Source organism: Ectopseudomonas oleovorans, assembly GCF_003052605.1.
Taxonomy (GTDB): Bacteria; Pseudomonadota; Gammaproteobacteria; order Pseudomonadales; family Pseudomonadaceae; genus Aquipseudomonas; species Aquipseudomonas oleovorans_A.
In genome coordinates this window covers 1-12,968 of sequence record NZ_QASO01000101.1, presented here as the reverse complement: position 1 = coordinate 12,968, position 12,968 = coordinate 1, and the positions used below count along the sequence as shown (strand labels likewise).

Annotated in this window: 12 protein-coding genes, 1 pseudogene and 2 riboswitches; of the genes and pseudogenes, 9 read left to right on the top strand and 4 right to left on the bottom strand. The window is 63.8% G+C overall.

What is annotated here, in order from left to right:
• Together DBO86_RS26785 and DBO86_RS16875 are read right to left on the bottom strand one after the other, a co-directional pair.
• Positions 1-95, bottom strand: a 95-nt coding sequence (locus DBO86_RS26785) for a hypothetical protein (protein ID WP_244185501.1), incomplete at its 3' end; no start/stop codon positions are given.
• A gap of 121 nt (positions 96-216) precedes the next feature.
• Positions 217-1,098: an AraC family transcriptional regulator gene (locus DBO86_RS16875; protein ID WP_108234283.1), complete on the bottom strand. Its 882-nt coding sequence runs from the start codon at positions 1,096-1,098 to the stop codon at positions 217-219.
• A 122-nt stretch (positions 1,099-1,220) separates the two neighbouring features.
• Here DBO86_RS16875 and DBO86_RS16870 point away from each other — a divergent pair, with 122 nt between their 5' ends.
• The 5 genes from DBO86_RS16870 (at position 1,221) to DBO86_RS16850 (ending at position 7,243) form a co-directional block, all read left to right on the top strand.
• On the top strand, positions 1,221-2,717 hold the full coding sequence (locus DBO86_RS16870; RefSeq protein ID WP_108234282.1) for a CoA-acylating methylmalonate-semialdehyde dehydrogenase: 1,497 nt from the start codon (positions 1,221-1,223) through the stop codon (positions 2,715-2,717).
• Between the two features lie 91 nt (positions 2,718-2,808).
• Positions 2,809-4,056, top strand: a complete 1,248-nt coding sequence (locus DBO86_RS16865) for a substrate-binding protein (RefSeq protein ID WP_108234281.1) — start codon at positions 2,809-2,811, stop codon at positions 4,054-4,056.
• Positions 4,057-4,062: 6 nt separating this feature from the next.
• Positions 4,063-5,226: an acyl-CoA dehydrogenase family protein gene (locus tag DBO86_RS16860; RefSeq protein WP_108234280.1), complete on the top strand. Its 1,164-nt coding sequence runs from the start codon at positions 4,063-4,065 to the stop codon at positions 5,224-5,226.
• A gap of 57 nt (positions 5,227-5,283) precedes the next feature.
• Complete coding sequence (locus tag DBO86_RS16855) at positions 5,284-6,102, top strand: enoyl-CoA hydratase (protein ID WP_084341857.1); 819 nt, start codon at positions 5,284-5,286, stop codon at positions 6,100-6,102.
• 37 nt (positions 6,103-6,139) lie between these two features.
• A complete protein-coding gene (locus DBO86_RS16850; protein WP_074859395.1) occupies positions 6,140-7,243 on the top strand; it encodes an enoyl-CoA hydratase/isomerase family protein in 1,104 nt (367 codons plus the stop codon).
• Positions 7,244-7,270: 27 nt separating this feature from the next.
• Here DBO86_RS16850 and DBO86_RS16845 read toward each other — a convergent pair whose 3' ends face one another.
• Entirely contained in the window at positions 7,271-7,810 is a 540-nt protein-coding gene (locus DBO86_RS16845) for an MBL fold metallo-hydrolase (protein WP_244185568.1), read from the bottom strand.
• A gap of 97 nt (positions 7,811-7,907) precedes the next feature.
• Between DBO86_RS16845 and DBO86_RS16840 the strand changes: the two genes are divergently transcribed.
• Positions 7,908-8,633, top strand: a complete 726-nt coding sequence (locus tag DBO86_RS16840) for a LysR family transcriptional regulator (protein ID WP_108234279.1) — start codon at positions 7,908-7,910, stop codon at positions 8,631-8,633.
• A gap of 8 nt (positions 8,634-8,641) precedes the next feature.
• Here DBO86_RS16840 and DBO86_RS16835 read toward each other — a convergent pair whose 3' ends face one another.
• Positions 8,642-9,064 (bottom strand): hypothetical protein, encoded by a 423-nt coding sequence (locus tag DBO86_RS16835; RefSeq protein ID WP_074859390.1) that lies wholly within the window; start codon positions 9,062-9,064, stop codon positions 8,642-8,644.
• A gap of 233 nt (positions 9,065-9,297) precedes the next feature.
• A riboswitch (guanidine-I (ykkC/yxkD leader) is annotated at positions 9,298-9,415 on the top strand.
• A 52-nt stretch (positions 9,416-9,467) separates the two neighbouring features.
• On the opposite strand from DBO86_RS16835, the gene DBO86_RS16825 reads away from it, so the two are divergent.
• From DBO86_RS16825 to DBO86_RS16815, 3 genes and pseudogenes are all read left to right on the top strand, one after another.
• Positions 9,468-10,529 carry a putative urea ABC transporter substrate-binding protein gene (locus DBO86_RS16825; RefSeq protein WP_108234277.1) on the top strand — a complete coding sequence of 354 codons (1,062 nt, stop codon included), beginning with the start codon at positions 9,468-9,470 and terminating at the stop codon, positions 10,527-10,529.
• A 171-nt stretch (positions 10,530-10,700) separates the two neighbouring features.
• Positions 10,701-10,801: riboswitch (guanidine-I (ykkC/yxkD leader) on the top strand.
• A gap of 185 nt (positions 10,802-10,986) precedes the next feature.
• Positions 10,987-11,802, top strand: a complete 816-nt coding sequence (locus DBO86_RS16820; protein ID WP_108234276.1) for an ABC transporter permease — start codon at positions 10,987-10,989, stop codon at positions 11,800-11,802.
• A 41-nt stretch (positions 11,803-11,843) separates the two neighbouring features.
• A pseudogene (locus DBO86_RS16815) lies at positions 11,844-12,671 on the top strand (ABC transporter ATP-binding protein).
• Positions 12,672-12,968: the final 297 nt, after the last annotated feature.

Genomic DNA, 12,968 nt, shown 5'->3' with positions numbered 1-12,968 from the left:
AGTTGCTTGCGGCATTTGACCTGCTCATGGCTGTCGACACCATGAACTTGAAAAACCTGCTTTGCCAAATCCACGCCTATGCGTTTAAGTTTCATGCGGGCTCCCCCTCCGGGATTGTTTGTTTCGTAACCTACAGTCTGGCGCAATGACGCCGTAGGAGGGAGGAGTCCATCTCATTGGGCTACAGCTCGCAAGCGCTGGCAGGCGGCCGTTATGTTAGCCCTGGTGCAGCGCCCGGTAATGACTGGGCGCCATCCCTACCACCTTGCGAAACAGCCGCGAGAAATAATACGGATCGTCATAACCCAGTTGCTCGGCAACCTGGCGTACCTCGATATCCCCACGGTCGAGCAGGCGGCAAGCCAGGGCCATCTTCAACTGGATGAAGTCCTGAATCGGCGCCTGTCCGGTCAGCGCCCGGTAGGTCTTGGCGAAATGAAAGCGCGACAGTTTGAACTGGGCGGCCAGTTCATCGAGGTTGAGGCTGCCGTGCAGATGTTCGCGCATCACCGCTTGCACCGCCTCGATATCCAGCACCCGCCCGGATTTCAGACTGACTCGCGCCGGCAATGCCGCCAGCGAGCTGAGCATGGCCTGCAAGCGGTGCGCGGCATGAATCGCGGGCGCAGCGTTGAGCCCCTGGCGCTGCAGGCCCAGTAATGCTTCGAAGTCCCCCAGCAAGCGCGGCTGCACCCCGATACGGCGCTGTATTTGCGCGCCCAGCAAATGCAGGAAGTCCTGGCTGAGGCTGCCATCGTAATGCACCCAATAGATGGTCCAGGGGCTTTGCCCATCGGCGCCATAGGCATGTGCCACGCCCTTGGGCAGCAGCAGCAGATCGCCAGCCACGACCTCTAATCGTCCATCCGCCGTTTCCAGCCAACCCTTGCCCGAGCGGCAGTAGATCAGCAAGTGATCATCCGGCCGTGCACGCTGCATCTGATGCCCGACCGCTTCCGGATAAAAGCCCATGGCCAGCGGATAGCAGCCGGCGCTCAGGGGGTGGCGCTGCAGCAAACGGCGCAGGCGTGGCGGCGTGATGAAACGCTGTCCACCGAGTGGCAACGGCCAGTTTGAAGTTTCCACCCGCGCGCCCATGCCAGCGACCTCGCCACACTTATGAATACCAAGATCGTCCATCCACTGACCAAGATCGTCAATCCACAAGCGCTTCGCCAAGGGCTATAACGGAGCACAGACAAGAACAACAGGAGGCCACGATGCCCCATACCCTGCCGCAACTGATCGACGGTCAATGGCTGCAAAGCCAGGCCACGGATCTGATCGAAGTCACCGACCCGGCTACCCAGGAGGTGATCGCCCTCGCCCCCAAAGCCACCGCCGAGGAAATCGAGGCGGCAGTCGCCAGTGCGCAGAAGGCCTTCCTCGCCTGGCGCGAAGTGCCGGTGTCGGAACGCGCGCGCCTGATGCTGCGCTACCAGCACCTGCTCAAGGAGCATCACGACGAACTGGCGGAGATTCTCGCCCAGGAAACCGGTAAGACTTTTGCCGACGCCAAGGGCGACGTCTGGCGTGGCATCGAGGTGGCCGAGCATGCGGCCAATATCGCCAGCCTGATGATGGGCGAGACGGTGGAGAACGTCGCCCGCGAGATCGACACCGCCAGCTGGATCCAGCCGCTGGGTGTGTGCGTCGGCATCACCCCGTTCAACTTCCCGGCGATGATTCCGCTGTGGATGTTCCCGCTGGCCATCGCCTGCGGTAATACCTTCATCCTCAAGCCGTCCGAACAGGATCCGCTGACGCCCAATCGCCTGGCCGAGCTGTTCATCGAAGCCGGCGCGCCCGCTGGCGTGCTGCAAGTCCTGCATGGTGGCCGCGAACAGGTCGATGCACTGCTGGTACATCCGGCCGTGCGCGCGATCTCCTTCGTCGGCTCGGTCAACGTGGGCCAACATGTCTACCGCACCGGCACCCAGCACCTGAAACGCGTGCAGGCCTTCGCCGGGGCCAAGAACCATATGGTGATCATGCCGGACGCGCCCAAGGATCAGGTCATCAGCAACCTGCTCGGCGCCAGTTGCGGCGCCGCCGGGCAACGCTGCATGGCCATCAGCGTGGCGGTGTTCGTCGGCGAATCGAAACAGTGGATCGACGAGCTGGCCGAGCAGATGGCCACACTGCGTCCCGGCCATTGGCAGGACAGCGGCGCCGCCTATGGCCCGCTGATCAGCCCGCAGGCACGCCAGCGCGTGCTACATCTGATCGAACAGGGCAAGGCTGAAGGCGCCGAATGCCTGCTCGACGGATCGCAGTGCACGGTGGAGGGGTATCCGCATGGCAACTGGGTCGGGCCAACCCTGTTCCGTGGCGTGACGACGGAGATGGGCCTGTACCGCGAGGAAATCTTCGGCCCGGTGCTGGTGTGCATGCAGGTCGACACCCTCGAAGAGGCCATCGAACTGGTCAACGCCAGCCCCTACGGCAACGGCACCAGCCTGTTCACCCGCTCCGGCGGCGCTGCGCGGCATTTCCAGCATGCGATTGAAGTCGGTCAGGTGGGTATCAACGTGCCGATCCCGGTGCCGCTGCCGTTCTTCTCCTTCACTGGCTGGAAGGGCTCGTTCTACGGTGATCTGCACGCCTACGGCAAGCAGGCGGTGCGCTTCTACACCGAAACCAAAACCGTGACCAGCCGCTGGTTCGACGACACACCGCTTGAGGCCGGGCCGAACATGACCATTCAACTGAAATGAGAACGGCGTTCTTATTAGACGAAAAGACGATCACGAGAACTGGACAAGCGGCGTAAAAAGACTCTGCAGAACAAAAACAAGGAGAACTGCAATGCGCCACCTGTCCGCCATCCTGGCCCTGTGGGCCGGAATCACCGCCTGTGCGCAGGCTGCCGAGCCGATCACCCTCGGTCTCAACTACCCGCGCACCGGCCCATATAAAGAGGAGGGACTGGCGCAGATGCGTGGAGCCCTGCTGGCCATCGATGAAATCAACGCCGCAGGCGGTGTCCTCGGGCGCCCCTTGCGCCTGTCCAGCAAGGACACCGCCTCGCGTCCGGCCAAGGCCGTGAAAAACGTCGACAAGCTGGCGGCCGAGGGCGCGGCCATGCTCTTTGGCGGTTCTTCCAGCGCGGTGGCCATCGCTGCCGGCAAGCGTGCCAAGGAACACGGCCTGCTGTATTTCGGCACCCTCACCTACTCCAACGACACCACCGGCAAGGACGGCCATCGCTACATGTTCCGCGAGTGCAACAACGCCTGGATGAGCGCTCAGGTGCTCGGCCAGTACCTGAACAAGACCTTGCCGAACAAACGCTACTTCTACGTCACTGCCGACTACACCTGGGGCCACACCACAGAAGCTTCACTGCGCCAGGCCACGGCCAGTGACAACGTGGGCCAGCATGCCGGGGTTCGCACGCCCTTCCCCGGCGCGCGCCTGGCCGACTATACCGATGCCCTGACCCAGGCCGCGGCGAGCGATGCCGACATTCTGGCCCTGGTACTGTTTGGTGAAGACCTGGTGCGTGCCATGCGCATTGCCCATGACCTGGGCCTGACCAGCCGTATGCAGATCGTCGCCCCGAACCTGACCCAAAGCATGGTCGAACAAGCCGGCCCCGGTTTGATGCAGGGTGTGATCGGTACCGAGCCCTGGACCTGGCGCGTACCGGCGCTGGAGAAATCTGCCCGTGGTGAAGCCTTCGTCGAAGCCTTCAGGACTCGCTACGAGATGTACCCCTCCAGCTCTGCGGCCTCGGCCTACAGCATCGTCCAGCAATGGGCCGATGCCGCCACCCGAGCCAGGAGCCTCGACAGCGAAGCCTTGATCAAGGCGTTGGAAGGCCATCGCTACACCTTGCTCAAGGATGAACAGCAATGGCGTGCCTTCGATCACCAGAATCTGCAGACGGTCTATGCCGTGAAGGTAAAAACCCGCGACGAGGTACTCAAGGACCCGCTCAAGCAGGACTACTTCGAGATCGTCGACCGCCTCGACGCCAGTAGCGCCCTGCCCAGCCTCGCCGACTGGCAGGCCGAGCGCCGCGCAGCCGGCCAACCCCTGACCTTGCAATGAGATGCCATGGACTTCGAACTCAGTGACGAACAACGCCTGCTTACCGACAGTGCACGTGCCTTCGCCGCACGGGAGCTGGCGCCCCACGCCGCCGACTGGGATCGCGACCATCACTTCCCCGTCGAGGTGATTCGCCGCGCCGCCGAGCAGGGCTACCTGGCCCTGTATATCGCCGAAGAAGATGGCGGCCTGGGCCTGTCGCGACTCTCCAGTTCACTGATCTTCGAGCAACTGGCGGCCGGCTGCGTGGCCACTACCGCCTACCTGACCATCCACAACATGGCCACCTGGATGCTCGCCAGCTTCGCCGAGCAGGCGCTCAAGGACACCTGGCTGCCGGGGCTGATCAGCGGCCAGACACTGGCTTCCTACTGCCTGACCGAACCGGACGCCGGCTCCGACGCCGCCAACTTGCGCACCCGTGCCCGCCGCGCTGGCGACGACTACGTGATCGACGGCAGCAAGTGCTTCATCTCCGGCGCAGGCAGTACCGACGTGCTGATCGTCATGGCGCGCAGCGGCGAGGACGGCGCCAAGGGCATCTCCTGCTTCCTGGTACCCGCCGACACCCCTGGCGTGCGCTACGGGCGCAACGAAGACAAGATGGGTTGGAAGGCGCAGCCGACCCGCACCATCACCTTCGAGGGCGTACGTATTCCCGCCAGCCACCGTATCGGCCCGGAAGGCGAAGGCTTCGTCTATGCTATGAAGGGCCTCAACGGCGGTCGTCTGAATATCGCCAGTTGCTCGCTCGGTGCAGCTCAGGCGGCGCTGCAACAGAGCCTGCGCTATGTCGAGGAACGCAAGCAGTTCGGCAAGCCGCTCAGCCAGTTCCAGGCCTTGCAGTTCAAGCTGGCCGACATGCTCACCGACCTCACCGCCAGCCGGCAGATGGTGCGCCTGGCCGCGCACAAGCTCGACCATGGGCATGGCGAAGCCAGCCTGTATTGCGCCATGGCCAAGCGCTTCGCCACCGACCACTGCTTCAACGTCTGCAACGAAGCCCTGCAACTGCATGGCGGTTATGGCTATCTGAATGATTACCCGCTGGAACGCTGGGTGCGTGACGCCCGCGTGCACCAGATACTGGAAGGCACCAACGAAATCATGCGGGTGATCGTCGCTCGCCGCCTGCTGCAACAAGGCGGCATGCTCGATCACCTGCTGTAACTGCTTAAATCCCTCTCCCATGAATGGGAGTGGAAAGATAATTGACGAGGAATCGTTATGAGCACAGCAATCGAAACCTATAAATCCGGCATCTTCGACCTGACCCACAAGCTCACCGTGGAGAAGCATGGCCATACCGCGCTGATCACCATCAATCATCCACCTGCCAACACCTGGGACCGCGACTCGCTGATCGGCCTCAAGCAGGTGGTCGGGCACCTCAACCGTGACGACGAGGTGTACGCCCTGGTGGTGACCGGCCAGGGGCCGAAGTTCTTTTCCGCCGGTGCCGACCTGAACATGTTCACCGATGGCGACAAGGCCCATGCCCGCGAGATGGCCCGACGCTTTGGCGAGGCCTTCGAGACCCTGCGCGATTTCCGCGGCGTGTCCATCGCCGCGATCAACGGCTACGCCATGGGCGGCGGCCTGGAGTGCGCGCTGGCCTGCGATATCCGCATCGCCGAACGCCAGGCACAGATGGCCCTGCCGGAAGCCTCCGTGGGTCTGTTGCCCTGCGCCGGCGGCACCCAAGCCCTGCCCTGGCTGATCGGCGAAGGCTGGGCCAAGCGCATGATCCTCTGCGGCGAACGCATCGACGCCGAAACCGCCCTGCGCATCGGCCTGATCGAGCAGGTGGTGGATACCGGCGAAGCCCGTGGCACCGCACTGCTGCTGGCCTCCAAGGTGGCGCGGCAAAGCCCGGTGGCGGTACGTACCATCAAACCGCTGATCCAGGGCGCACGCGAGCGCGGCCCGAACACCTGGCTGCCGGAGGAACGCGAGCGCTTCGTCGACCTATTCGATGCCGACGACACCCGCGAGGGCGTCAACGCCTTTCTGGAAAAGCGCGACCCGCAGTGGCGCAACAAATGACTCGTAGGGTGCGCCGCGCGCACCGGGACTCCACACGATGAACGTCACCTTCGAAGAACGCCCCAGCCCGCACGGCTACCGAATCGGCATCGCCACCCTAGATGCCGAGAAAAGCCTCAACGCATTGTCGTTGTCGATGATCAAAGCGCTCGACGACCGCCTCAAGGCCTGGGCAGATGATCCAGAGATCACCTGTGTCATGTTGCGCGGCAACGGCCCGAAAGCCTTCTGCGCCGGCGGCGACGTGGTGCAGCTCGTCCACCAGTGCCGTGAACACCCCGGCGAAGTGCCGCCCCTGGCGCGACGTTTTTTCGCCGACGAATACCGCCTCGACCACCGCATCCACACCTACCCAAAACCCTTCATCTGCTGGGCGCACGGTCACGTACTGGGCGGCGGCATGGGCCTGATGCAGGGTGCCGGGATCCGTATCGTCACTCCAAGCAGCCGCCTGGGCATGCCGGAGATCAACATCGGCCTGTACCCGGATGTCGGCGGTAGCTGGTTCCTGGCGCGCCTGCCAGGTCGCCTGGGGCTATTCCTCGGTCTGACCGCAGCCAGCATCAACGCCCGTGATGCGCTGGATCTGAATCTGGCCGACCGTTTCCTGCGCGACGACCAGCAGGACGCCCTGTTGACCGGCCTTGTGCAACTGAACTGGCGCGAAGAGCCCGACACCCAACTGCACAGCCTGCTGCGTGCGCTGGAGAACGAAGCCCACGGTGAACTACCGGCTGCACAGTGGCTGCCACGTCGCGAACGTATCGACGAGTTGCTCGACGTTGCCCACCTGCCGGCTGCCGTGCACGCGCTCAGCGCACTGCAAGCTGACAACGACGCCCTGCTCGCCCGCGCCGCCAAGACTCTGGCCCATGGCTGTCCGCTGACCGCACACCTGGTCTGGGAGCAGATCCGCCGCGCCCGCCACCTGTCGCTGGCCGAGGTATTTCGCATGGAGTACGCCATGAGCCTGAACTGCTGCCGCCACCCGGAATTTCCCGAGGGCGTACGCGCCCGCCTGATCGACAAGGACCAGGCGCCGAAGTGGTACTGGCCGGATGTGGCCGCGATCCCAGACGCAGTGGTCGAGGCGCACTTCGCGTCGGTCTGGGAAGGCGAACATCCGTTGTCAGATCTTTAGCGTACGGATCGGTGCGCACGGCGCACCCTAAGTGGTATCCAGGCGCTCGCCAAAGGTTACGGTCGGGGCAATGAAGGACGACAGCTCGGGCTTGGCCAACGGACCGATGCCAGCGTTCATGCCCTCCTGATCGCTGGCCGGTAGGAAGGAACCGAAACTGTAGGCCGAACGTACGCCGAGAATCGGCCCGACCAGCGCGCCCTGCGCCACCACGTTCTGCAGCAGGGTCTCGTGGGCGTAGATCTGTACCTCGCCGCGCTCCACCTGCTCGCGGCTGACGAACGCCTGCACGCCGTTGATGTGATCCGGGTGGAAGTGGGTGTAGACCACCGCCTTGACCGGCTTGTCGCTGAGCTTGCGGAACTCGGCCATGATCTTGCGCGATTCGCTGACCGACTCGCCGGTGTCGACGAAGATCAGCCCCTGCGGCCCCTCGAACATCACCACGTTGCCCAGTTGCCAGCCGACTGCCGAATAGACGTTGTCGGCGACACGATAGAGCTGCTGGGCGACCACCTTGGTGTGGGCAACCAGCAGCAGGCCGCTGAAGCGAGAGAATGGGCTCATGGCATTGAAAGGTCTTGTTGTTGGAATGCTGGCAGGTTGGCAAAGGCCGTCCGATAACTCCAATGCATTCGAATAGACCAGCTAATGCAGGAAGCGCATGAACGATCTATGCCAGCTCCGTCACTTCGTCGCCCTCGCCGAACACCAACATTTCGCCCGCGCGGTAGCGGCCGTGCACCTCAGCCAGCCGGCGCTGAGCCCCAGCATCCAGACGCTGGAAAGCCAGTTGGACTGCACCCTGGTGGATCGCCACAGCCGCGGCGTCAGCCTCACCGCCCATGGCCGCCTGGTGCTGGAACATGCGTGCCGCCTGCTGGACTCGGCCATCGAGCTGTTCGTCGCCGATATCCGTGAATTGCAGGACGCCGCTCAATTGCGCATCGAACCGCTGCGCGTGCATCAGGGTGTGCTGTTCTGCCGCCCGGCTCATCCATTGCTGCAGCGGCGCAACCTGCACCTGCGCGACCTGCTCGACTTCCCTCTCGCCGGCACACAGCTGCCACAGGTGGTCGAACGCAGCCTGGGGCAGGCCAGCGGGCGAGCGCAGCCGTTGAGCGTGCAATGCGACAACTTCCTGGTGCTCAAGCGCCTGGTAGCCGACAGCGATGTGCTGAGCATGGCGCCCTGGGACGTGATCGCCGGCGAAGTCGAGAGCGGTCAGCTAGCCCTGCTGCCGCTGTTGCCTCAGGGTCTGCATCAGCATTCGGCCTATGGCCTGGTCAGCCGCGCCGGCCACAGCCTGTCGCCAGCGGCGCAGGCCATGGTTACAGCGATTCACCTGGTGGGTGAACAGACGCCGCGCGCCGGGCACGCGGCGGATTGAGGGGAGGTTTACCAGCGGCGCTCGCCGCTACGGCGTTGTTCGTTATTGCTGCGCCCGTTGGAGAAACGATGCTGCGTGTTGCTGCCTGCCTCCCAGCCGCGCTGAATCTGCCCGCTGCGATGCTCCTGACGACGCTGGTCGCGGCGATAGTCATGTCGCGGCTGCTGGTGCTTGTAGCCGTCGCGATACCGGTGATCGTGGCCGTAGTGATGACGCGGCGGCGGCGCCGGAACGTAGCGCGGGGGCGCCGGGTAGTAGGTATGCCGACGCTCCTCGTAGTAGTAGCGTGGCGGCGGGTTGTAATCGCGCCGATAGCCGTCGTAGTACCGGTAGCCATGGCCGTGGTGATAACCACGGTCGTAGCCTTCGCCATAAACGGCGCAACCGGAAAGCAGCAAGAGCAACGCGGAAAACAGCATCTTGTAGGGCATGGCGGCCTCCTGTGACCGCTGGGTCGACGCCGACCGATGTCGGCCTCCGGGACGGTGATCCCTGAGGCATCAGACAGCGCCGCCCGCAACAGGTGCGATTCACTTCGTCGGCTGTGACCGACGGCGCAAAACCACAAGAGCACAGGACAATTGTCCTGTCGCTGGCATGGCATTCGCTTGCTCAGCGCCGCGGAAAGCCGATCCATGCACAGGATCGTCAGTGGTAGCGAATCGTAATGGCCGACTAGGGTTCCGGCTCGTCAGAAGGCGAGTGGCTGGTCCGAGAGTGGGCGACCTCATGCAGCGGCGGGATGCCGCGGGGTTACACGGCGGGACAAAAGCCCGGGAGAACGCGCAGCCAGGCTGCCGGCTTTCCCGCTTTCGTCCATGACCCGAGGTTTCCATGTCCATTCGCTCCCTGCTCACCGTCCTGCTCTGTGCCTGCCTGCTTGGCGCTCCGACAGCCCAGGCCGCGCCTAAAACCTTCAAGCTGTGCTGGTCGATATTCGCCGGCTGGATGCCCTGGGGCTACGCCGCCGAACAGGGCATCGTGAAGAAGTGGGCGGACAAGTACGGCATTGACATTCAGGTGCAGGAAGTGCCGGACTATGTCGCTTCCATCGAGCGCTACAGCGCCGGCCAGTTCGACGCCTGCAGCATGACCAACATGGACGCCCTGACCATTCCCGCTGCTGCCGGCAAGGACAGCACCGCGCTGATCATCGGCGACTTCTCCAATGGCGCCGACGCCCTGCTGCTGCGTGGCAGCGGCCAGAGAATCCAGGACCTCAAGGGCAAGAGCGTGCTGCTGGTGGAAAACTCGGTCTCGCACTACCTGCTCAGCCGCGCGCTGCAGTGGGCCCTGCTCGATGAAAGCGACGTGACCATCATCAACGTCTCCGATACCGAAATCGCTGATGCCTTCCTCGCCGGCAAGGGCGACGCGGTGATCACCTGGAACCCGATCCTCTCCGAGATTCGGCGCAAGGCCGAGGTCAGCCAGGTGTTCAGCTCCAATCTGATTCCCGGTGAAATCCTCGACCTCACCGTGGTCAGCAGCCAGACCCTTGCTCAGCACCCGGAATTCGGCCGCGCGCTGACCGGCGCCTGGTTCGAGACCCAGCGTCTGCTAGGCCTGCCCACCCCGGCCGGTCGTGAGGCCAGGGCCAGAATGGCAGCCGCCGCCGAAACCACGCCGGAAGACTTCGACGCCCAGCTGGGCACCCTGCGCTCGTTCTATTCGCCGCGCAGCGCGCTGAACTTCGCGCGCACCGGCAAGCTGTCGGACCTCATGCAACGGGTCGCGCACTTTGCCGATGCTCACGGCCTGCTGGGCAAGAGCGGCATGGGCCTGACCAATCTGGGTATCGAATTCAGTGGCGAGAAGACGCTGGGCAACCCGCAGCGCATTCTGCTGCGCTTCAACCATCGCTATATGGAACTGGCCGCCGATGGGGCGCTGTAACGCCCCATCGCACAGCAGACGCACCACGACTCGCACCAATAACGCGCACTCACAGCGATGAGCGACGACGAAACCCGCCAGATAGGCGCATCGGCTAGCTGGCACGATGTTCGCTACAGACCCTGCGTGCAGGAACAACCCGGTTCGCCGGGATCGCGGCACCACAATTTGCCAATAGCCGGCTAGGGTTCCGGCTCGCCACAGGCGAGCGACTGGTCCGAGAGCTAGCGACCTCCAGCGAGGTTACACGGCGGGACAAAAGCCCGGGAGAACGCGCCCCATCCGTGGGGAACCGCCGCGAACTCCTGCCCGCCCCTGTCAAACTGGAGGTTCATCATGGGTACGCCCCACTCGCATCAGCGGCAACCAGCCGTCCCCCCCAAAGGCCCGAAACCAGCGCGCTCTTGCGCTTGCTAGCTGCGCACGCATTTCGTTCCAGGCCCGACGAGGACTATCCATGCGCCTGATCAACCGCCACCCGGATCGCAGCAGCCGCCTGCTGCTGATCCTGCTGCCCTTCGCCCTGCTGCTGTTCGTCTATTTCAGCGCCTCGACCAGCCGCCTGGCTGAGAACCCCAACGACAAGCTGCTGCCCAGCGCCAGCCAGATGGTCGATGCCATCGACCGCCTGGCCTTCAGCGAAGACAAACGCAGCGGCCAGTACCTGTTCTGGCAGGATACCGCCTCCAGCCTGCAACGCCTGGGCCTGGGCCTTGGCATCGCCGCGCTGTTGGGGCTGGTGCTGGGCATTGCCGCCGGCAGCGTGCCGCTGTTCGGCGCACCGCTGTCGCCGCTGCTCACGGTGCTGTCGATGATTCCGCCGCTGGCGATCCTGCCGATTCTGTTCATCGTCTTCGGCCTCGGCGAGCTGTCCAAGGTGATGCTGATCGTCATCGGCATCACCCCCTGCATCGCTCGTGACATCGAACAGCGTGCCCGCGAGATTCCCGGCGAGCTGCTGATCAAGGCGCAGACCCTCGGCGCCAACTCCTGGACGCTGATCCTGCGCCTGGTGCTGCCGCAACTGATGCCACGCCTGCTGATCTCGCTGCGCCTGATGCTCGGTTCGGCCTGGCTGTTTCTGATCGCCGCCGAGGCCATCGCCTCGACCGACGGCCTCGGTTACCGCATCTTCCTGGTGCGTCGCTACATGGCCATGGACGTGATCCTGCCCTACGTCGTATGGATCACCCTGCTGGCCTGGCTGATGGATCTGGGCCTGCGCCAGGTGCTGCGCCTGTGCTTCCCCTGGCATGAAGGAGGCAAGGCATGACCCTGTTCAGTCAACATATCGTCCCGCTAAGTGAACCTGCCATGAGCGACTCCAGCACAGCCCCTGCAAGCACAGGGAAAACCGCCTTTATCGAAGCGCGCAACCTGTGGCAGGAATACGGCGACCTGGTGGTGCTCGAACGCCTCAATATCAAGGTCGACGAGGGTGAGTTCTGCACCCTGGTCGGCGCCTCCGGCTGTGGCAAATCCACCTTTCTGCGCATGCTGCTCGGCCAGGAACGCCCGAGCCGTGGCGAACTGCTGCTGGGCGGCCAGGCGCTGCCCAACGAGCCCGATCCGAGCCGGGGCGTGGTGTTCCAGCGCTACTCGGTATTCCCCCACCTGAGCGTGCTGGACAACGTCGCCCTGGGCCTGGAGCTGCCGAAATCGAAGCTGCTGGGCCGACTGTTCGGCGCAGCCAAGCGCGAAGCCCGCGAGCGCGCTGCGGAAATCCTCACCAAGGTCGGCCTCGGCCATGCCCTGAACAAGTAGTATCCCAGCGCGCTTTCGGGTGGCATGCAGCAACGCCTGGCCATCGCCCAGGCACTGGTGATGCAACCGCGCATGCTGCTGCTCGACGAGCCGTTCGGCGCCCTCGACCCCGGCATCCGCAAGGACATGCACGCGCTGCTCCTGGAGCTGTGGCAGGAAACCCGCCTGACCGTATTCATGGTCACCCACGACCTGTCCGAAGGCTTCAGCCTCGGCACCCGCCTGCTGGTATTCGACAAAGTGCGCCACGACCCGCAGGCGCCCAACGCCTACGGCGCGCGCATCACCTACGACATCCCGCTGAACGCCGCGCGCCGGGCGCAGGTGCAATTGCCCAGCGAGCTGGCCGAGCGTATTGCTGCACGCAACGAACTGTAGCCCGGATAAAATCCGGGGATCGCCAGCACATCCCCCCGGATTGCATCCGTATATGGACTCCTCCCGTTTTGCCAGTGAAATAATCTGCCTCTGAACCTAGGTACGACTGCTTCCGTATATTCGACTTCTGATAAGGCGTTAGCCTTGAGCCATGATGAATTTCGCTCCTGTGCGCCTAACCGGGCTAGCGGCCTTGCAAAGCAGAGGGCCGATGGATGCAGCAGGTTACACACAGGTCGGTGCGACCGGTTCGTCATCAGTTCATGTCACTGTGCAATCGAGTGGATCTCTACTACG